This is a genomic window from Enterococcus sp. AMC1623 (assembly GCF_058216495.1).
The window spans coordinates 1,855,314-1,874,646 of the sequence record NZ_CM177096.1 but is presented as its reverse complement, the minus strand read 5'-3'; the positions used below and the strand labels follow the sequence as shown (position 1 = coordinate 1,874,646).

Here is a 19,333-nt window from a genome sequence, read left to right as displayed (position 1 = left end):
GAGAAGAGTAAATGGCAAAAAAAATATTAATTGTAGATGACGCGGTATTTATGCGTATGAAATTAAAAGATATTTTGGAAAAAAATGGCTATGAAGTAGTTGGCGAAGCACAAAATGGGCAAGAAGCTTTCGAAAAATATCAAGCAGTAAAACCAGACTTAGTAACGATGGACATTACAATGCCAGAAGTAGATGGTTTAGAGGCATTGAAAATGATTCGTGAAGTGGATGGAGCAGCTAAAGTTGTTATGTGTAGTGCGATGGGGCAACAAGGTATGGTAATGGATGCTATCCGTGCTGGAGCAGTTGATTTTATCGTTAAACCATTCGATACAGATCGTGTCATCAAAGCTGTAGATAAAGCTCTTTCTTAAAAAGGAGATGGACCAAGATGCAAATGATTCTATTTAAAATGAATCATCAAAACTTTCTCATCTCAGCAGATGCTGTGGAAGAAGTAATCGATACAATTCGCATTACGAAAGTTCCTTTGGCACCGCATTGGGTAGAAGGATTGATTAATTTACGAGGAACGGTATTAACAGTGGTAAATCTATCACAATTAATTGGCGTTCCTTCCGCAGAAACCAACCGAAATATTTTAATCATGAAGCAAAACGAAGAGAAAAAAGGCTTGCTGATTGAAGAAGTAGTTGAAGTTGTAGATATTGAAGCAGATGATATTCAGTTAACGGATGAGGATGGATATGAATACTATTCAGGTATTGTATCATTCCCAGATAAGGTAGCAAATGTGATTCAAGTAAATCACATGATTTTTGAGTAAATGGGGGATTGAATTGGATCAGGTATTGTCGCAACAAGAGATTGATAATCTGTTAAGTGCCATGAGCAGTGGTGAGATTACTCAAGAAACAGTTGAAATAGAAAACGAACAATCCAAGATTAAGAATTACGATTTTCGAAGACCAACCAAGCTTTCAAAAGAATATATCAATACATTGTATATGATTTTTGAAGACTTTTCGAAAATGGGAAGTAATGCGTTATCGACACAGTTAAGAACGAATGCAGCCTTTCAGTTGGCAGCAATCGAACAAATCAGTTATGAGGAGTTTATCCATTCAATTCCTAAATTTACATTATTAGGCTTGTTACAATCAGAACCGATGAATGGGATTCAAATCATTGAGATGAATCCGCAGCTGTGTATGTTGTTGGTCGAATTGTTGTGTGGTGGAACAGAAATCCATCAACAACAAGGAGAAAATGCAGAAGAAAATTTGGCAGATAAGAAGTCTTTTACAGATATTGAATTAGCAATTTTAGAAGAAATTATGTCTCAATTGACGTCCGCCTTTGAGCATTCTTGGAAGGATATTGTTAATCTATCAACTGTACTAGGAGGAATGGATACAAACCCCCAATTGTTGCAAAATATGTCTCCAAATGAACCTGTTGTGTTAGTTACCTTTACTGTGAAAATTTTTAAAGTGCAAACATTTATTAACATTTGTATTCCATATGTTTTCTTTGAAGGTATTGTTGATAAATTGAGTTTCCGTAACTGGTTTGATTCGAATAAAACATCGAGCCAAGAAGATTCTGATGAATTACAAAAGAGTTTGAACGGTGTTGACTTAGAGCTAGAAGTTCTTTTAGGAGAGGCTCAAATGAGTCTTTCTGATTTCCTTCACTTGGTACCAGGTGACGTGATTAAATTAGACCGTAAAATCACTGACCCATTAGATACATTTATTGAAGGAAAACCTTTCTATCGCGTAATTCCAGGTAAGAAAGGTGACCAATATGCAATTGAATTAATAGATAAATTGGAAGGAGATCAGAACGAATGAGTGAAAGTCTGTCACAAGAAGAAATCGATGCAATGTTAAATGGAGGTTCTATTCCTACTCAAGCAAGTGAGTCGGATAATTCATTAACAGAGCAAGATAAGTTTGATATTATTGGTGAAGTAGGCAATATTTCGATGTCTCAAGCAGCGACAACATTGTCTTCTATCCTAAATCGACGCGTGATGATTACTACACCACGTGTTGCAAAAGTAAAATTTGGGGAAATTTTAAAAGGGTTAGCCGCACCCAAAGTTTCAACCACTGTTGAGTTTAAAGAAGGATTATATGGCACGAACTTGATGCTATTAGAAGTTAGCGATGCGATTATTATTGCTGATTTAATGATGGGTGGCGAGGGTGAGCCTAAAAATACCCAGTTTACTGAATTGGAATTAAGCGCTGTAGCTGAAGCGATGAACCAAATGATTGGCTCTGCATCTACTTCGATGGCAACCATGATTAATCGTAAAGTTGATATTTTACCCCCTGTTGTAAACTTATGGGAAAATGAGGCAGCGATTGATTATGACGGAATCGTTTCAGATGAAGATATTTATCGTATCTCCTTTTCATTAAATGTCGAGGGCGTTATTGAAAGTGAAATTATGCAAATCTTTACAAATGAGGTAGTCAACGAAATTATGGAAGCCATGTTGGCTGATCAAGCAGAAGACTTACGTCAACCTGTACCTGAAGTTGAGAAAAAAGTTGTTCAACCAGAGCCACAGCCAGTGCAAACACAACCGTCACAACCCATTCAGCAAGCACAACCAGAACCAGAACCAGAACCACAATGGCAACAATCAACGCAACAAACCCAGCGTAAAGTAGAAATAAATCAAGCAGAATTTCAACCACTAACTGCAAGACCAAGCGTGGATGGTGATAATTTAGACTTGATTTTAGATGTACCATTGGATTTAAGTGTAATTTTAGGTAAGAGTAAAAAATCTATTAAAGAGATTTTATCTTTAAACACAGGTTCTGTTGTTGAATTAGATAAGCTAACAGATGAGCCATTAGAAATTTTAGTGAATGGTAAACTTATAGCTACTGGAGAAGTTGTCGTAATTAACGAAAACTTTGGTGTCCGTATAACTAATATCTTATCGCCAAAACAACGATTGCATCATTTAAACTAAAAATAAAAAAAGTTAAGCGAATCCGTTTAACTTTTTTTGTTTTTATCCGATAATATATAACAGAGAATAAAAAGAACGACAAAGGAGGGCTCTGTATGAAAATCGAAAGAGGTTATGGCGAATATAAAGAACATATACTACAGTCGAAAAAAAAGCAGGCCGAGACAGCTTATAGCCAATCAAAAGCAATTCCTGCAGCTAAGGATAATATTGATTTGTCTGAGACGACACAAAAAATTCGACAAACGCAAGCGAACGAAAAAGCAGAAACTGCTCGTTCGGAGAAAGTAGCTGCATTGAAAAAAGCGATTCAAGAAGGAACCTATCAAGTGTCTGCCGAAGAAATTGCGACAAGTATGGTACAAGCAATGAAAACAGCAAAGGACTAATCTATGACAACGACTGAATTTGAACGTAAATTAGTAACATTTTTTAATTTATTAAAAAAAGAAAAAAATTACCTTATCAAGGGACAATCTGAGAAACTAGAAGAATTAGTGGGAAAAAAAGAAGCGTTTGTTCCACTATTTAATGCTTATACTGGTGAAGTGACAGATAAGATGCGTGAGTTAATTCAGCAAATTCAATTTCAACAAGAAGAGAATTTGCTGCTAACCAAACAGGCAATCAGTTACCAAGAGGTATTGATGCAAGCCGTTAAAGATACCATGCAATCAGCAACCAAACAGACCTATTCAAAGTCACCAAACACACCTTATCAACAACAAGCACCAACAAGCCTTGTAGATACAGAATTTTAGGAGGAACACGCGATGACAGGTTTATTCGGGATGTTAGGCACCGCAACACGCGGGATGAATGCCAATCAGACAGCCTTACAAACAAGTGGACATAATATAGCGAATACAAATACAGACGGTTATTCACGCCAACGCGTACATATGACAACAGAACGTCCTTATTATATGACAGGCGTCGGAGCAATTGGGATGGGTGTTTCTGCATCAAGTGTGGATCGTATTGTGGATCCTTTTATCCGAAATCAAACGCGTGATGCGTATTCAAAATTCCGTATGTATGAACAAAAATCAGATGCCTTGGGACAATTGGAACATTTTATGAATGAACCTTCTGAAACAGGAGTTATCAATCAATTATCGGTGATGTATGATGCGTGGTCTAAATTAGGCAGTAATCCAGAATTAGTTACTTCCAAATCTTTAGTTATTGAAAATTCCGCTTCTTTTGCCGACATGGTTCGCGAAATGGCAGGGCAAATTTCTCAGTTAAAAGGAGAAGTTACTAGCAATATTGAAAAAGGTGCGATGGATTTCAATGAGAAATTAGAACAGCTATCCATTCTAAATGACCAAATTTTTTCGATTTCTTCAAATGGAAATGTACCTAATGACTTATTAGATACCCGTGATTCTTTGTTAAAAGACATCGCTGGATTAGCAGATATTTCTACCACTTTCGATAGCTATGGACGTGTATCAGAGTTAAAGATTGGTGGAAAAAGCGGTGAAACTGTTTTAGATATTAATGGACATAAAAAAATTAGTGTCGTTTCTGCTGAAAATACAATTTCTGTGGGTGGCGATGCCAATAATAAAGTAACTTTTACGAGTAATTTACCAGTAGGAACTATTGTTATTGAAGGATATACACCAACCGAGCCAGCTTTCAAGGCGGTGGATGTCAATGAAGGAGAGATTGGTGGTTTCCAAGCAGCCAGTAAAGAAATTGATGTTCGTTTAGAAGAATTAAATACGTTCGTCACTAAATTTGCCGAGACGATTAATACCGCTTATCGCAATGAAGCAGGAATTGACTTCTTTGATTTAGGAACAGATTCTACAAAAGTCTTAGAAAATATCAAAGTGACACAATCTTTACAAGAGAATCCGGCTACGTTGAAAACTGGAAAAGGAGCTACTCCCGCTCCAGGAGATGGTTCATTGGCCAAAGATATCGAAAAACTGTTTAATACAAAAGATACCGGCGATCAAATGACGTTTTCTGAACGCTACAATAATATTGTCACGAAAAACGGAATTTCCAAACAACAAGCAGATAATATTGCAGCATCTCAACTTACAGTATTAAATCAATTAGAATATAAAAATGAATCAATCTCTGGTGTAAACTTGAATGAGGAAGTTTCGGATGTTATCCGTTTTTCACAAGCATTTCAAGCAAATGCACGTGTTATTCAAACAATTTCAGATATGCTTGATACTTTAATCAACAGAACAGGAGCGTAGGACCATGCGAGTTTCAACAAATGTCACATATAACGATTTTATCAAAAACTTAGGCGCCAACGCCTCAAAAGTTCAAAAAACATTAAATCAATTATCAAGCTTAAAAGAAGTGAGCCAATCATCAGATAATCCACTATTGGTTTCTAAAATTATGAACTTAAATGTGTCATTATCTCGTAATGCAACATTTAACCAAGAAATTAAAGATACTCGTTCTTGGGTGCAAACACAAGATAGTGCATTATCGAATGTTGGAGATTCAATGCGTCGTATTCGAGATTTAATTCAATCAACAGGTTCAGGAACGAAAGATGCTGATGCGGTTCGTGCAAATAAAAATGAAATCCAACAAGAAATTCAAGGAATTGTGGAAGCGTTGAATACCAATTTTGATGGACGGTATATTTTTGGTGGGCAAAACACAACTGAACCACCCTTTGCAGTTGTTAGAAGTAATCCAGCAGATCCTCAAAGTGAAGTGGTAGGAATTTCTTACAATGGGTCAACAGTGGATATTTCTCGTGAAATTGCAGATAATGTGACGATTGACGTCCCTACTAATGGCAACGCGATGATGAGTGTAGACGGAGAAAGTTTGAATGACTTTTTTGGTGATGTCATTAATCAAATGAACATTTATTTAGGCGAAACCAATCAAACACCACCACCACCTGCTGGTAATGATGCTGATTTAAAAATTTTTGCGGAAGATTTTATGAAACAAATCGATACATTTAGTGACAACATTGTCAATTTCCGTACTAAAATTGGGGCAGTCGATAATCGCTTAGAATCTGCACAACAACGTAATGAATCAGATAAAGTTAATTTAACAAGCGCTCTATCTGAACGACAAGATGTTGATATTGCAGAAAAATATATGGAGTATCAAAATCAAATGTTAGCCTATCAAACAACGATGGCTATGGGCACGAAGATTATGCAAACAACAATTTTGGATTATGTCCGTTAAAAAGAGCGAGCCGTGTGCGAGCTCTTTTTTATTTCAAAAAAATTTCTGAATTTAAAAAAAAAATCCTCATTTTTCTCTTAAAAAAGCTAATTACCTTCCGATACATAATAACAGGGGATGAACCTGTGTTTAGATAGGTGAAAAAAGTTGGTATTTTTTAGAAAAATTGCGAAGAAGCTATTAACTCTAAATAGAAACTGCCGATACTATATAACAGAGGGGAAACCTTAACAAAAGATGAATGCCAATTAGGAGGAAATAAGAATGAGAATTAATACAAATATCTCTGCAATGAACACTTATGGTCGTTTGACTAATGCAAATGCTGCAAAAAGTGAATCATTATCAAAATTATCATCAGGTTTACGTATTAACAAAGCTGGAGACGATGCTGCTGGGTTAGCAATCTCTGAAAAAATGAAAGGCCAAGTAGGCGGTTTGAAACAAGCGGTACGTAACGCACAAGACGGTGTCTCTTTAATTCAAACAGCTGAAGGTGCTTTAAATGAAACACATGCAATCTTAGGTCGTATGCGCGATTTAGCTAACCAAGGTGCTAACGGAACTTTAAGTCAAGATGACCGTGGTGAAATCAATAAAGAATTTGAAGCATTGAAAACAGAAATCACTCGTATTTCAGATACTACTGAGTTCAATACGAAAAAACTATTAAATACAAAAGATCAAAATTTTACTTTTCAAATTGGTGCTAATGGCGGACAAACAATGTCAGTAACAATTGGTAAAATGGATTCTGAAAACTTAGGTTTATCTAAAACTTCTTTATTTGGTGATGAAGATATCCTTGTAGGAAATGCCAGAGTTGACGATGCACGACAAAAAGTTACTGATGCAAAATTAGCTGTAATTAATTTTGATCAAGCAACTTTAGATACTGCTGCTACTGATGCTGGTACTGCTCATGACACAGCTAAATTAGCAGCAAGTGCAAGAAATGTTGATGTTAGTGCTCTTGTAAATGGAGATGCTTATGCGGATAAAGCTGCAGTGGCAGCAGTAATTGGAGCTAACGAGGCGGATGCTTTAGAAGCTGCAGGAATTGATTTTACATCTTCACAAAATGGATCAGTGATTAAATCTGCGTTTGCTGCTTTAGATTTTGAAGCTTTAGATGCTACTGAAAGAGCTGCACAGAAAGACTTAGTATCAGCAACAAAAGCAAAAGAAGCAGGAATTACTCCATTTGAAGATGCTGTAAAAACTGCAGAAGCTGATTTAGAAACAGTAAAAGCTTTAGAATTAGACGAAGTTGGTCGTAAAAATGCTTCAGATGCGATTGCTGATATCGATGCGGCAATTAAATCTGTTTCAGCACAACGTTCTGACTTAGGTGCGGCGCAAAACCGTCTATCTCATACAGTTAAAAACTTAACAACAACTCAAGAAAACTTATCTGAAGCGAACTCACGTATCCGTGACGTTGATATGGCGGAAGAAATGATGAATTTCACGAAGAATAACATCCTTTCTCAAGCAGCTACTTCAATGTTATCTCAAGCAAATGCTATGCCAAACAGCGTATTAGGCTTATTACAAGGTTAATATTCTGTTTTATAAAGAATCGGCGAAAGTCGATTCTTTTTTATTTTCTACTTAAATTTGTTCTGATTCTTACCGATAATATATATGAAGTGAAGATTACATAGAAGAAAGAAGGGATCGAATATGGCAAGTATTACAGGTGCATCAGGAATTAGTAGTATTTTAGGGCAATATTCTGGCATAGGTGCCGATCAAATTGATCAGTTATTGCAAGGTGATGCGATTCCAAAACTACGTGCACAAAATCGAATTGAAGGTATTCAAAAAGAAAAAACTGCTTGGAGTGATATTAAAACTCGTTTAACAAATTTTTTGAAAAAAACAGAGGATTTACAAAAATTAGATACGTTTCAAACGAAAAAGGCCACTTCTTCTGATGATAAAAGCGTTAAAATTTCAGGTACGGCAGCAGCTGGAGAAGGAAAATATTCTGTTCAAGTTAAGCAATTAGCGACATTCTCTAGTTTAACGGGTGCAAAATTAGCAACGAATGATACCTCCTTGTTAGCGTCTGGGGCATTAACAATTAAAACAGCAGAATTAGATGAAAATGGAGTAGCAAAAGAATTTACTTTTGATATTGATTCTTTAGATAGCTTAAAAGACATAGCAACAAAAATTAATAAAGAAACAAAAAATTCCAATATTACTGCAACAATTGTTGATAATCGTTTAGTTTTAGAAGATAAAAAAACTGGTGATCGTACCTTTACTGTAGAAGGAAACGTCAAAAATGCTTTAGGATTATCAGAAACAGAGGCTACTTTCACACAAGGAAAAGATGCTGAATTTGTATTGAATGGGATTGAAATTAAACGCCAGTCAAATACAATCGATGATGTTATCGAAGGTGTAACATTTGAATTGCTTCAGCAAACTGAAGAAGAGAAAAATGTTTCTCTCACGCTAACCAATGACACATCAAAAATTAAAACTGCGGTTAAAGATTTTGTCACACAATACAATAGTTTAATGTCTTTAATTAGTGACAAATTAAAAGTTGGTGATCCGAGTTCAGATAACAACACGGATGCAGGTGCTTTAGCAGGAGATAGCACATTAATTCGTCTACAAACAGAATTACGTAATATGGTTGCACCACCGTATACTTCCGGTGGTGGGTTGAAAGCTGGAGATTTGGGGATTTCGATTACTGATCGCCAAGGAACCTTAGCCTTAGATGAAAAGAAATTTGATGAATTATTGGCTAAAGATCCAGATGCGGTCAAAGATTTCTTTTTCAAATCAGAAAAAACAGGAGAAACAACCAAAACAAGTGGTTACTCAGTTGCTTTAAAAGAGATTGCCGATAAATATTTATCAGAAAAAAGCGATAATAAAGGGGTTTTAGCAACAAAATTTGAATCTTACGAAGCAAGTATTAAAGATTTAAATAAACAAATTACACGTTTAGATACGATCTTGGAGCAAAAGAAAGCTAGGTATGTGGATATGTTTACTCGTTTAGACCAAGCGATGATGCAGGCGGAAGAACAAATGTCATGGTTGGTTAGTCAAGTGGAATCATTTAATGGTGGAAAATAATGAAGAATGATGAACGCCTTGTCAAAGAAGTGTTAATGTATTTATTAGAACAGATGGATAAATGGAATGGCGAAATTGATCAAATGGAAACTCTATTAGAACAATGTGATCAAAAATTGACTGCTTTAGCGCAATCGACAGCGGGATTTCGTGCAAATGAAAATTTAGCAAATCGTGTCATACTTAAATATCAAGAACTACTGCTACGCATGAAAACACAAAAAGAAGAAATCGCCAAAGAAATGTCGCAATTAAATCAGCGAACTACTAAACGTAATGCCTATACCCAACCTGTATCACCTGATTATGAATTTTATTATTGAAGGAGAAAAGAGAATGTATCAAGCACAAGCTATGCAAGAAAATTATTTGAAAACACAAGTGATGAGTGCTTCACCCAATAAATTAATTGAGATGCTTTTAGAAGGCGCGATTAAAAAAATTCGTATTGCAAAATTAGCATTAGAAACAGGAAAATTAGCGCAAATGGGTGAAAATTTGCTTAAAGCTCAAGATATTGTGATGGAATTACGCTATTCAATTAATGAAGAAATCGAGAGTCCGATTCCACAAGAGCTAATTCAACTGTATGAATATATGTATCAACGTTTAGTGATTGCGAATGTGGATCGTGATACAGAAGCAATGGATGAAGTCCAAAAATTATTAACCGAATTATTGGATGCATGGAAACAAATTTCAGAAGTAAAATAATTAAAAATCAGTAGGTTCTGTTTCAAGAAAATTTGGCAGAAGTTACTGATTTTTTCATTCCCCACTTAAAAAGAAATGAAAAAAAGCCGATAGTATAAATTGAGAATGTGTAAATCAGTAGCAGGAGGATCGGTCAAATGGATATATTTTTAATAGTTGGGATTATATTAGGGTTTGTCTCCGTTGTTGTCGGGATGATTTTAAAAGGTGCAAATGTCATGGTTTTAATCAATCCGGCTGCTGCGATGATTATCTTTATAGGGACAATTGCTGCCTTAGTCAATTCGTTTCCTGGAAGCGAGATTAAACGCCTACCGAAAGTTTTTGGTGCATTAATGCGAAATGATGAAGAAGATGTTACAGGAATTATCGAAAAAATTGTAGAATTAGCCAATCTTGCGCGTCGAGATGGTGTGTTGGCATTAGAGAGCAGTGTCGAAGGGTTAGACAATCCTTTTATGAAAAAAGGTTTAGAAATGGTTGTTGATGGCGTTGATCCTGAACAAATCCGAGAAATTATGGAAAATGAAATTGTCGGTATTGAAGAACGTCACCGTACAGCAGCTCAAATGCTAAAAACAGCAGGAGCAGCAGCGCCCACACTAGGAGTATTAGGAGCTGTAATTGGTCTGATTGGTGCCTTAGGGAACTTAAATGATGTGGATGCACTGGGACATATGATTTCAGCAGCTTTCGTAGCGACGATTTATGGGATTTTCTTAGGTTATGTTATTTTGGTGCCTTTTGGGTCACGACTCACATCAAAGTCAGCAATTGAAGTTCAATCGATGATGATTATTATCGAAGGGGTTATGGCAATTCAAGCGGGTCAAACGCCAAAAACGATCGAACAAAAATTAAATAGTTTAATTGAACCAGGAAAACGTTCATCAAATGATGAGTAAAGGTTGTGAGAAGCAATGAAAAGAAAGAAAAAACATGAAGAACATCATGACGAAGCTTGGTTGCTTCCCTACTCGGATATGATGACTCTTTTGCTAGCATTATTTATCGTGATGTTTGCGATGGCACGAGTTGATGAAGAAAAATTTGAAGAATTTCGTAGTGAGTTTGGGACAATTTTTTCCTCTCGAAGTGGAAGTAATTCTATTATTGGAAATGTAGTAGATCTTGGTACTAGTCGAGTCGTGCCAGCTGAACAAGCAGGGGATGGTGGTGGAGAAAAGACTGGTACAGGCGATGAGGTTCGCTCAATCTCTGGTGAGGAAGCCAAAGAAGCCGTATTAGCACAGAAATTAGAGGACCAAAAAATGGCAGCGGCACGTGAAGACATTAAACAAGCCTTAACTGATGCTAATTTAGACGGTGATGTGGAAGTCTCCTTGCGTTCAGATGGGATTCATATTTCTTTGGAAGATAGTATTTTATTTCAATCGGGCAGTACGAATTTATCTAATGCAGTCCGACAATATCTCGATTTGATTTCAGGTCATATTAAAGAACTGAATAAAGAAGTTGTCATTGCTGGACATACCGATAATATACCTGATCCAAATTCTACTAACTGGGAATTGAGCGCGAAACGAGCCATTGTGGTGATGGACTACTTAGTGGGTACGACTGGTGTTAAGCAAGAGAAAGTTTCGATTCAGGCATTTGCCGATACGCAACCAATGGCAACGAATCAAACAACAGAGGGCCGAACTAAAAATCGCAGAGTAGAAATTATTGTGTATAAAGATTATGAATAAGACTGAGCTGTGGCGTGCCGTCGCTCAGTCTTGTTTTCTTATCAAGGAGGAAAAAGATGAGTAAGGCATTACGGATGTTAATAGCATTAATTATTCTAGCTGCGGGTTGTTTTGGTGCGTATTATTTTTTCATAAAAGAAGAACCAACACCCACTGAAGAAACAATAAATTCAGAAACAACCATTAGCTCGACAGAAGAGCAGATTGAAGAACCTAGCAAAGAATACAATGAAGAAGCTACGTATAACAAAGATGACCAAATTACGATTACTTCACGCGATGCACCAGTAGAAAATGAAGGGTCGCGTAAGTTTATTAAAACAATTCGCTTTGATGTTCCATTTGAAAATCAATTAGACAAACCTGCATTAGAAAATGGTGGTGGCATCACAGCTTTATCGATGCTATTAAATTATTATCGATTAGGTACAAGTAAAAATGAACTTGCTGACAAACTACCTATTGAACCTTATGAAAAAGATGGACTGCATGGCGATCCAACAAAAGGTTTTGTAGGTGATTTGGAAAAAGGGCAGGCTTTAGGTGTTTTAGCAGAGCCAATTGCTAAAGTTGCACAAGAAGTAGTAGGTGATAGTTATCAAGTAGTGATGAGCGATCAAATGCCATTTGAAGAATTATTGGAACAAGTTCAAAGAAATCGCCCTGTTTGGATTACTGCCAGCAAAGATTTGAAAGTACCTAGAAACGGCGATTATCAACAATGGTCGACAGAAGCAGGTAGGATGAATATGCCCAAATATATTCATGCAGTGGTCATTGTCGGCATGGATCAATACCGTGTGTATATCAATGATCCTTTAGGAGAAGAAGAAAAAGAAATTAAGATGGGCGAAATGAAAGAGATTTACGAAAAAATGGGCAGCCAATCCATTTATTTGAAGAAAAATTAATAACTTTAGAAAAGAGGACACATATGTTCTCTTTTCTTTTTTACTCGAAATTACCTATGATACAATAAAAGAAAACGATTAGGAGGAGTGGAATGGTAACGGTAGATGGGCAAAAAGAAAACTATTCAGAATGGGTCACAGAGAATTTAGGCGAAAAAACGGGGATGTGGTATGCACCTTATCTAGAAAAAATGGGGATTTATTTAGAGATGTTTGAACTTGCGCATGGTTATCAAGATAACTTTTTTGCCTATCAAACATATGAAGAATTTGCGCGAATTTATGGTGAGCTTACGGGAGAAACCCAAGCAGATATAGCTATCGTGTTAGAAGGGATAACGAAACATTATCCCAAAGAATTTGTTGCTAAAAATTTACAGTGGAACAAAGCGTATGCTAAATATACGCATGAAAAAGGTGAACGTAGTCGTCCCGATAATTTTGGTGGAATTGCTAATTTAGGTTCAATTTTACGTTCGTATTTGAAATTCCTATATTACGATGAGCACCAAACACTCATCTATCCTAAACGTGAAAAGAAAATTGCTGCGCAAGAAGGGGAAGTTGATGGCTCGTCTAATTATTGGGTCATTTCACCTGGCGAAAATGCTCGGCTATGGTACGAATTTATTTCAGATGGCACGATTGGTTTAGGTTGGGATTATTTAGGTGATTTGAATCAATACGATTCTCGAATGGAAATTGAACAAGCGATTGCCGCACAACGTGATGATGGCAAGCGTCCGTTTAATGACTCGAAAGCTGTTTGGGATTTTTACCATAACATCCAGATTAATGACACCATCTACGTCAAAGCAGGCATTAAAAAAATTCTGGGAAAAGGTGTAGTCATTGATAATTATTATTTTGATGACACGAAACAAGAATACAAACATCGTCGTAAAGTAGATTGGATTCAAACAGGTGAGTGGAATATTCGTCAAGCTTTGGCTCAAAAAACATTGACGTCCTTGTCGGCTTATCCTGATTTAGTCTTCAGTATTGAAAAAACGATTAATGAGGAAGAATTTGATGAAAGTAGTATGGTGGAACGTGAATTCAAATTATGGTTAGCAAAACAAGTCGATGAAAATGGGATTGTTTTAAATGATAAGACTATTTTGTCAAAAATTTATGCACTAAAAAATATTGAAAAGACATTTCAAACACCTGTTTTTGGCGAAATTGATGCGGAAATTTTGCGCGAATTAAAAGAATCGGTACTTTCTGATAATAATTACCGCTATAAAGGAGTTGCAGGTAGTTCACTTGATTATTATATTCGTTATTTGGAATCGCAACCCGTGGTGGAAGAAAATGAAATCTATCCTCTGTCGAAGTTTCTAGAAGAAGTCTATTTAACGGAACAACAAGTAACGATCATGCTTTCAGTTTTACGAAATAAGAAAAACATTATTTTAAAAGGAGCACCAGGTGTCGGAAAAACCTTTATAGCTGATCGACTAGCTTATGCCACGATGGAAGAAAAAGATGCGTCTCGGGTTCAAATGATTCAATTTCATCAAAGTTATAGCTATGAAGACTTTATCGAAGGGTTTCGTCCAAAAGCAGATGGTGAGGGATTTGAGTTGAAGCAAGGACCGTTTGTTAAGTTTGCGCGAAAAGCGATGCGTGATCCAGAACGGGATTATTTCTTTATTATTGATGAAATCAATCGAGGAAATTTAAGTAAAATTTTTGGCGAGCTGTTAATGCTGGTTGAAGCAGACAAACGTGGGAAGCAAATCAATCTCTTGTATTCTAATGAAAAATTTACTGTGCCAGAAAATTTATATGTCATTGGGATGATGAACACCGCCGATCGAAGTTTAGCTTTATTGGATTATGCCTTACGTCGTCGGTTTTCGTTTATTGAAATTGAACCAGCATTTGACCATCCGTTGTTCCGCAAGATGGTTCAAGATTTGGATCATCCAGAAAGTACGTTACGAGTGATTGCTAAAGTCCAAGAATTAAATCAAGAAATCGAAAAAGAGTTAGGGAAAGGGTTTCGTATTGGGCATAGTTATTTTGTTTGGAAAGCGTCCGAAACCATTGCTCGCGAACGAGTGAAAGAAGTGGTTGAATTTGAGATTATTCCTCAATTATTTGAATACTGGTTTGACAATGAAGAAAAAGCCGAGCAATGGGCACTGGAGTTGAGGAATAGTTATGAAGAATAACATTCCAATTCGCAATATTTATTATATGTTGGCGTATGCGTATCAGGCATTGCAATTTACGGAATACCAAGAGTTAAGTACTGAAGAATTCGATGATGTTACTGAGTTATATACAGCCATTTTAATTGTTGGTATTCCAGTATTGTTACGAGGTGGTTTGCTGCGAGATTATATGCCCTTGCAAGAACAATCGCAAGTATTACGTGGCAAAATTGATATTAGTCGTTCGATTAAACAAAACGCGTTGATTAATAAGAAGTTAATTGTTGCTTATGATGAATTTTCAGAAGATATTCTAGCAAACCAGATTATCAAAGCAACAGTTCTTACTTTATTACAAAACGAACATGTCAAACGTAATCAAAAACAAGTGTTGTATGGTTTTTTACCTTATTTTTCGCAAGTTTCGGAGATTGTTCTTGATAGTCGTTTATGGCAAAATATAGCAATGACATCTCAAAATCAACGGTATCAATTTATTTTGACGATTTGTCGTTATTTATTTGAGGAGCGTTTGCTTTCAGAAGAAGCCAAATATCGTCAGTCACAGCCGACTGATGAACAACAATTGTCTTCGTTATATGAACAATTTGTGCGTGCTTTTTATAAGAAAGAAACAACCTATCAGGTGTCCAGTCCCTATATTCGCTGGAACGTCGATGATGGCTATTCGGAAGATTTACCATTGATGAAAACAGATGTGGTTCTAAAAGAAAAGCAACAAACTTTAATTATCGACACAAAATTTTATGCTGAAAATATGGTGGCAAGTTATCGCAGTCATACATTGAAACATCAATCAGATAATTTGTACCAATTGTACAGCTATGTGATGAACTATTCGCTAAAAAAGGATGAAACAGTAGGTGGAATGCTTTTATATGCAAAAACCAAAGCATTCACGCAACCTAATCATGAATATGTTATGAATGGTAAGCATTTATGGATTATGGCACTGGATTTGGATCAGCCCTTTGAAGAAATAAAAGCACAATTGTTGGCATTGCCTCGACACTATTTTTGCCCACAGTGAGCGTTATCTCGGTATTTTTTGGTAGCTCTTTCATGATAAGATGAAAAGAAAGAGGTGAAGCAATGACAACGACAGAAATGTTGCTACGCATGGGTTTGGCAGTTATAGTATCAGGATTGATTGGTTTTGATCGTGAAGTTAAAAATCGTCCAGCAGGTATCCGTACACATCTTTTAGTTTGCATTGGTGCCACAATTATTGCGATGATCCAAGAGCATATTTCAGCAACGGCTTTAGACTTTGCGAAAGAATATCCTGAGTTTCAAGGGGTGGTTCGTTCAGATGAAGCACGTTTAATTGCTCAAGTTGTCAGTGGTATTGGTTTTTTAGGAGCAGGAACGATTATTGTGACTAAACAATCTGTTCAAGGCTTAACTACTGCCGCATCGTTATGGGCAGTAGCAGGTTTAGGATTGGCGATTGGCATGGGTTTTTATCGGGTTGGCTTATTAGGTGCTACAGTGATTTTGTTAGTTTTAAGTGTTTTAAACCGAATGATTCGTACACCAGAAATTAGACGCTTAGAAATAAGTTATCAGTATTCTCTCGAAACGCAGCAGCTTATTCGAGAAATATTTGCCAAACGAAATATCTCAATTAAAGATTATACGGTGACGATTCAGTGTGATCAACCAGTGATTTATAAAGATAGCTATCTCTTAGAAGTACCGATTGATTTTGCAAAAGAAGAGTTATTAGAAGCGTTTCTCACTCATTCAGAAATCAAATCGATTCGGTTACGTAGTAGTTAAGCATGCTTTTCGTAAAAAAAATCTTTTTCACTTATAATTAGTAAGAGGTGAGAGAATGAAGATTGAAGTAAGACGTCGTTTAATTGGCACCATTCCATTATTGGAAGTTGTTGAACAAACGGCATTATACGAAAAAAGACCATTGATTATCTACTATCATGGCTGGCAAACACAAAAAGAATTAGTTTTAACACAAGGAAGGAAATTAGCACAAGCCGGCTTTCGTGTGGTGTTACCTGATGCTGCTAATCATGGGGAACGCAAAAATCCAGTATCTACCATTCCGTCATTGACTTTTTGGCAAAGTATTCAAACAAATTTGTTTGAATTTTCATCGATTATTGATTTTTTCAAGCAAATGGAATTAGTTGATGACTTTATTGGTGTTGGTGGTGTTTCAATGGGAGGCATGACCACATGTGGCTTGTTGACGCAACATCCAGAAATTTCGGCTGCTGCATGTGTCATGGGCTCACCAACTTATCTTGGGTATCGCGAGCTATTGCAAATAAATGTTAAAAAAAGAGGATTGTCATTGCCAGAAGATTATGAAGCCTTGACTAGTTGGATTGAAGCGTATGATTTAATGACCGCATATCCTTCATTATCCAAACGACCTTTATTCTTTTGGCATGGGAAAGAAGATGAAAAAATTCCTTACAGACAAGTAGAAGAGTTTGTTGAGACGTATCAAGATAATACGATTCAATTTATTTCTGCGGAAGAGCGTCATTTAGTTCGTGGGGAAACCATGTCTCAAGTCACAGATTTTTTTATACGTGCAAAAAAGTCACTCTAAAAAGAGCGACTTTTTTAAATGTCAATTTTTTTATCTTTATGATAATACTGTAAGTCATGTTCATTAATTTCACGTAAAATGCGACAAGGATTACCAACTGCGACAACATTTGCAGGAATATTCTTGGTGACAATACTTCCTGCGCCAATTACTGAATTTTTACCTATTGTTACGCCAGGTAAAATGACACTTCCTGCACCAATCCAAACGTTGTCTTCAATTGTGACAGGCAAATTATATTGGGCTTGCTTTTGACGCAACTCAGGATGAATCGGATGCGTACCCGTTGCGATAGTGACATTAGGTGCAAACATGACATAGTTACCAACGTGAATCGAGCAATCATCGACTAATGTCAAATTAAAATTAGCGTAAACATGATGCCCAAAATACACATGTTTTCCACCCCAATTTGCATGAAAAGGTGTTTCAATGTAACAGTCATCACCGATTTCGGCAAACATATCTTTTAGTAAGGCTTGCTTTTGTGTACCTTTAGATGGCGGTAGTTGATTGTAGTGGAATAATTTTTCGAGATAAAGACCTTGCTCCACACCTAAAGTGGAATCACTACTATAATAAAGTTGCCCGCTATGCATTCTTTGTAGAGTTTCTTCTAATTCCATCATTGACCTCCTAATTGAATTCCCTTACATTATACCTATTTTTTTCTGATTATGGAAATAGGTATTTTTTGAACGGTGGGTAAGGGATTATGTTTAACTATAACTATTGAATGGCGTGGTCAAAACCAAAATCAGTTGTGTAAAGTTAAAAAACGAATACAGTTAATTAATCGTGAGTGTGAATAGCAATCATTAACGAAACTGTGCGAGGATGATTTTAGGTGAATACAAGCTAAAAATTTATAACATTGTATATAAATTAACAAGCAAAAAAATCGTTTTTTGTGAGAATATTTCATATAATGAGTAATGTATGACTTGAAGGAGGAGTAATGAGAAAAATGGATTACCGCGTATTACTATATTATAATTACACAACAATTGAAGATCCTGAAGTATTTGCAAAAGAACACTTAATATTTTGTAAATCAATCGGACTAAAAGGTCGCATTTTAGTTGCTGAAGAAGGAATCAATGGAACTGTTTCAGGAACAATTGAAGCAACAGAGGCGTATATGGAACACATGCACGCTGATGAACGTTTTAAAGATACTTGGTTCAAAATTGACGAAGCAGAAGGACATGCGTTTAGAAAAATGTTTGTTCGTCCTCGTAAAGAATTAGTTGCTTTAAACTTAGAAGATGATATCAATCCACATGAATTAACAGGTAAATATTTGGATCCAAAAGAATTTAAAGAAGCGCTGCTGGATGAAGACACGATAGTCTTAGATGCACGTAACGATTATGAGTTCGATTTAGGTCACTTCCGTGGGGCTGTTCGTCCAGATATTCGTAGTTTCCGTGAATTGCCACAATGGATTCGTGATAATAAAGAGAAATTTATGGATAAAAAAGTGGTTACGTATTGTACAGGTGGTATCCGCTGTGAAAAATTCTCTGGTTGGTTATTACGTGAAGGTGTGGAAGATGTTGCCCAATTACATGGCGGTATTGCCATGTACGGAAAAGACCCTGAAGTTCAGGGCGAATTATGGGATGGCAAAATGTATGTCTTTGATGATCGTATCAGTGTTGAAGTCAACCATGTCGATAAAAATGTAATTGGTAAGGACTGGTTTGATGGAACTCCTTGCGAACGTTACATCAACTGTGCAAATCCTGAATGTAACCGTCAAATCTTGACTTCCGAAGAAAACGAAGCAAAACATTTAGGTGGCTGTTGTTATGAATGTGCAGCAAACGAAAATAATCGTTATGTCGTTGCACACAATATTTCACCAGAAGAACGTGAAGCTCGTCTATCTGCAATTGCTCCAGAAGCAACTGCATAATCATTGAAGCATGATTCTTAGGAATTGTGCTTTTTTCTTT

21 protein-coding genes are annotated in these 19,333 nt (G+C 36.3%); 20 read left to right on the top strand and 1 reads right to left on the bottom strand.

The window, feature by feature from the left end; genetic code table 11:
• The first annotated feature begins 11 nt into the window (after window positions 1–11).
• The 19 genes from AC4BC7_RS09160 to AC4BC7_RS09070 all read left to right on the top strand — a co-directional run bounded on the left by AC4BC7_RS09160 (window position 12) and on the right by AC4BC7_RS09070 (window position 17,372).
• On the top strand, window positions 12–374 hold the full coding sequence (locus AC4BC7_RS09160) for a response regulator (protein WP_207942432.1): 363 nt from the start codon (window positions 12–14) through the stop codon (window positions 372–374).
• 17 nt (window positions 375–391) lie between these two features.
• Window positions 392–787, top strand: a complete 396-nt coding sequence (locus AC4BC7_RS09155; RefSeq protein ID WP_207942431.1) for a chemotaxis protein CheW — start codon at window positions 392–394, stop codon at window positions 785–787.
• Between the two features lie 13 nt (window positions 788–800).
• Window positions 801–1,817: a flagellar motor switch protein FliM gene (fliM, locus tag AC4BC7_RS09150; protein ID WP_207942430.1), complete on the top strand. Its 1,017-nt coding sequence runs from the start codon at window positions 801–803 to the stop codon at window positions 1,815–1,817.
• On the top strand, window positions 1,814–2,959 hold the full coding sequence (fliY, locus tag AC4BC7_RS09145) for a flagellar motor switch phosphatase FliY (protein WP_490502692.1): 1,146 nt from the start codon (window positions 1,814–1,816) through the stop codon (window positions 2,957–2,959). Before fliM ends, fliY begins: the two co-directional genes overlap by 4 nt.
• Window positions 2,960–3,054: 95 nt before the next feature.
• Window positions 3,055–3,348: a flagellar biosynthesis anti-sigma factor FlgM gene (gene flgM, locus AC4BC7_RS09140; protein WP_207942428.1), complete on the top strand. Its 294-nt coding sequence runs from the start codon at window positions 3,055–3,057 to the stop codon at window positions 3,346–3,348.
• 3 nt (window positions 3,349–3,351) lie between these two features.
• Window positions 3,352–3,720: a flagellar protein FlgN gene (locus AC4BC7_RS09135; protein WP_207942427.1), complete on the top strand. Its 369-nt coding sequence runs from the start codon at window positions 3,352–3,354 to the stop codon at window positions 3,718–3,720.
• A 12-nt stretch (window positions 3,721–3,732) separates the two neighbouring features.
• Window positions 3,733–5,187 (top strand): flagellar hook-associated protein FlgK, encoded by a 1,455-nt coding sequence (gene flgK, locus AC4BC7_RS09130; RefSeq protein WP_490502691.1) that lies wholly within the window; start codon window positions 3,733–3,735, stop codon window positions 5,185–5,187.
• A 4-nt stretch (window positions 5,188–5,191) separates the two neighbouring features.
• Window positions 5,192–6,160, top strand: coding sequence for a flagellar hook-associated protein FlgL (gene flgL / locus AC4BC7_RS09125; RefSeq protein WP_490502690.1), 969 nt, complete (start codon window positions 5,192–5,194; stop codon window positions 6,158–6,160).
• Window positions 6,161–6,424: 264 nt separating this feature from the next.
• Window positions 6,425–7,723 (top strand): flagellin N-terminal helical domain-containing protein, encoded by a 1,299-nt coding sequence (locus tag AC4BC7_RS09120; protein WP_207942424.1) that lies wholly within the window; start codon window positions 6,425–6,427, stop codon window positions 7,721–7,723.
• A 123-nt stretch (window positions 7,724–7,846) separates the two neighbouring features.
• Window positions 7,847–9,268 carry a flagellar filament capping protein FliD gene (fliD, locus tag AC4BC7_RS09115; protein ID WP_490502689.1) on the top strand — a complete coding sequence of 474 codons (1,422 nt, stop codon included), beginning with the start codon at window positions 7,847–7,849 and terminating at the stop codon, window positions 9,266–9,268.
• The gene (locus tag AC4BC7_RS09110; RefSeq protein ID WP_207942422.1) at window positions 9,268–9,591 is read left to right on the top strand and encodes a hypothetical protein; all 324 of its coding nucleotides are present in this window, start codon (window positions 9,268–9,270) and stop codon (window positions 9,589–9,591) included. Before fliD ends, AC4BC7_RS09110 begins: the two co-directional genes overlap by 1 nt.
• Before the next feature lie 13 nt (window positions 9,592–9,604).
• Window positions 9,605–9,982 carry a flagellar export chaperone FliS gene (gene fliS, locus AC4BC7_RS09105; RefSeq protein WP_490502688.1) on the top strand — a complete coding sequence of 126 codons (378 nt, stop codon included), beginning with the start codon at window positions 9,605–9,607 and terminating at the stop codon, window positions 9,980–9,982.
• 137 nt (window positions 9,983–10,119) lie between these two features.
• Window positions 10,120–10,887, top strand: coding sequence for a flagellar motor stator protein MotA (motA, locus tag AC4BC7_RS09100; RefSeq protein WP_490502687.1), 768 nt, complete (start codon window positions 10,120–10,122; stop codon window positions 10,885–10,887).
• 15 nt (window positions 10,888–10,902) lie between these two features.
• Entirely contained in the window at window positions 10,903–11,694 is a 792-nt protein-coding gene (locus tag AC4BC7_RS09095) for an OmpA/MotB family protein (protein ID WP_207942419.1), read from the top strand.
• A 56-nt stretch (window positions 11,695–11,750) separates the two neighbouring features.
• Window positions 11,751–12,605 (top strand): C39 family peptidase, encoded by an 855-nt coding sequence (locus AC4BC7_RS09090; RefSeq protein WP_490502686.1) that lies wholly within the window; start codon window positions 11,751–11,753, stop codon window positions 12,603–12,605.
• Between the two features lie 92 nt (window positions 12,606–12,697).
• The gene (locus tag AC4BC7_RS09085) at window positions 12,698–14,788 is read left to right on the top strand and encodes a DUF8426 domain-containing protein (RefSeq protein ID WP_490502685.1); all 2,091 of its coding nucleotides are present in this window, start codon (window positions 12,698–12,700) and stop codon (window positions 14,786–14,788) included.
• Window positions 14,778–15,821, top strand: coding sequence for a 5-methylcytosine restriction system specificity protein McrC (locus AC4BC7_RS09080; RefSeq protein ID WP_490502684.1), 1,044 nt, complete (start codon window positions 14,778–14,780; stop codon window positions 15,819–15,821). The genes AC4BC7_RS09085 and AC4BC7_RS09080 overlap by 11 nt, the downstream gene beginning before the upstream one ends.
• A 62-nt stretch (window positions 15,822–15,883) precedes the next feature.
• Complete coding sequence (locus AC4BC7_RS09075; RefSeq protein WP_490502683.1) at window positions 15,884–16,573, top strand: MgtC/SapB family protein; 690 nt, start codon at window positions 15,884–15,886, stop codon at window positions 16,571–16,573.
• A gap of 55 nt (window positions 16,574–16,628) precedes the next feature.
• A complete protein-coding gene (locus tag AC4BC7_RS09070) occupies window positions 16,629–17,372 on the top strand; it encodes an alpha/beta fold hydrolase (protein ID WP_490502682.1) in 744 nt (247 codons plus the stop codon).
• A 14-nt stretch (window positions 17,373–17,386) separates the two neighbouring features.
• Here AC4BC7_RS09070 and AC4BC7_RS09065 read toward each other — a convergent pair whose 3' ends face one another.
• Window positions 17,387–17,998, bottom strand: coding sequence for a sugar O-acetyltransferase (locus AC4BC7_RS09065; protein ID WP_490502681.1), 612 nt, complete (start codon window positions 17,996–17,998; stop codon window positions 17,387–17,389).
• Between the two features lie 341 nt (window positions 17,999–18,339).
• On the opposite strand from AC4BC7_RS09065, the gene trhO reads away from it, so the two are divergent.
• The gene (trhO, locus tag AC4BC7_RS09060) at window positions 18,340–19,293 is read left to right on the top strand and encodes an oxygen-dependent tRNA uridine(34) hydroxylase TrhO (protein ID WP_490504424.1); all 954 of its coding nucleotides are present in this window, start codon (window positions 18,340–18,342) and stop codon (window positions 19,291–19,293) included.
• Window positions 19,294–19,333: the final 40 nt, after the last annotated feature.

Bases quoted from the DNA above. Each gene is read 5' to 3' on its own strand.
- AC4BC7_RS09160 (WP_207942432.1), top strand. From the start codon at position 12: ATGGCAAAAAAAATATTAATTGTAGATGACGCGGTATTTATGCGTATG.
- AC4BC7_RS09155 (WP_207942431.1), top strand. From the start codon at position 392: ATGCAAATGATTCTATTTAAAATGAATCATCAAAACTTTCTCATCTCA.
- fliY (WP_490502692.1), top strand. From the start codon at position 1,814: ATGAGTGAAAGTCTGTCACAAGAAGAAATCGATGCAATGTTAAATGGA.
- flgM (WP_207942428.1), top strand. From the start codon at position 3,055: ATGAAAATCGAAAGAGGTTATGGCGAATATAAAGAACATATACTACAG.
- AC4BC7_RS09135 (WP_207942427.1), top strand. From the start codon at position 3,352: ATGACAACGACTGAATTTGAACGTAAATTAGTAACATTTTTTAATTTA.
- flgK (WP_490502691.1), top strand. From the start codon at position 3,733: ATGACAGGTTTATTCGGGATGTTAGGCACCGCAACACGCGGGATGAAT.
- flgL (WP_490502690.1), top strand. From the start codon at position 5,192: ATGCGAGTTTCAACAAATGTCACATATAACGATTTTATCAAAAACTTA.
- AC4BC7_RS09120 (WP_207942424.1), top strand. From the start codon at position 6,425: ATGAGAATTAATACAAATATCTCTGCAATGAACACTTATGGTCGTTTG.
- fliD (WP_490502689.1), top strand. From the start codon at position 7,847: ATGGCAAGTATTACAGGTGCATCAGGAATTAGTAGTATTTTAGGGCAA.
- AC4BC7_RS09110 (WP_207942422.1), top strand. From the start codon at position 9,268: ATGAAGAATGATGAACGCCTTGTCAAAGAAGTGTTAATGTATTTATTA.
- fliS (WP_490502688.1), top strand. From the start codon at position 9,605: ATGTATCAAGCACAAGCTATGCAAGAAAATTATTTGAAAACACAAGTG.
- motA (WP_490502687.1), top strand. From the start codon at position 10,120: ATGGATATATTTTTAATAGTTGGGATTATATTAGGGTTTGTCTCCGTT.
- AC4BC7_RS09095 (WP_207942419.1), top strand. From the start codon at position 10,903: ATGAAAAGAAAGAAAAAACATGAAGAACATCATGACGAAGCTTGGTTG.
- AC4BC7_RS09090 (WP_490502686.1), top strand. From the start codon at position 11,751: ATGAGTAAGGCATTACGGATGTTAATAGCATTAATTATTCTAGCTGCG.
- AC4BC7_RS09085 (WP_490502685.1), top strand. From the start codon at position 12,698: ATGGTAACGGTAGATGGGCAAAAAGAAAACTATTCAGAATGGGTCACA.
- AC4BC7_RS09080 (WP_490502684.1), top strand. From the start codon at position 14,778: ATGAAGAATAACATTCCAATTCGCAATATTTATTATATGTTGGCGTAT.
- AC4BC7_RS09075 (WP_490502683.1), top strand. From the start codon at position 15,884: ATGACAACGACAGAAATGTTGCTACGCATGGGTTTGGCAGTTATAGTA.
- AC4BC7_RS09070 (WP_490502682.1), top strand. From the start codon at position 16,629: ATGAAGATTGAAGTAAGACGTCGTTTAATTGGCACCATTCCATTATTG.
- AC4BC7_RS09065 (WP_490502681.1), bottom strand. From the start codon at position 17,998: ATGGAATTAGAAGAAACTCTACAAAGAATGCATAGCGGGCAACTTTAT.
- trhO (WP_490504424.1), top strand. From the start codon at position 18,340: ATGGATTACCGCGTATTACTATATTATAATTACACAACAATTGAAGAT.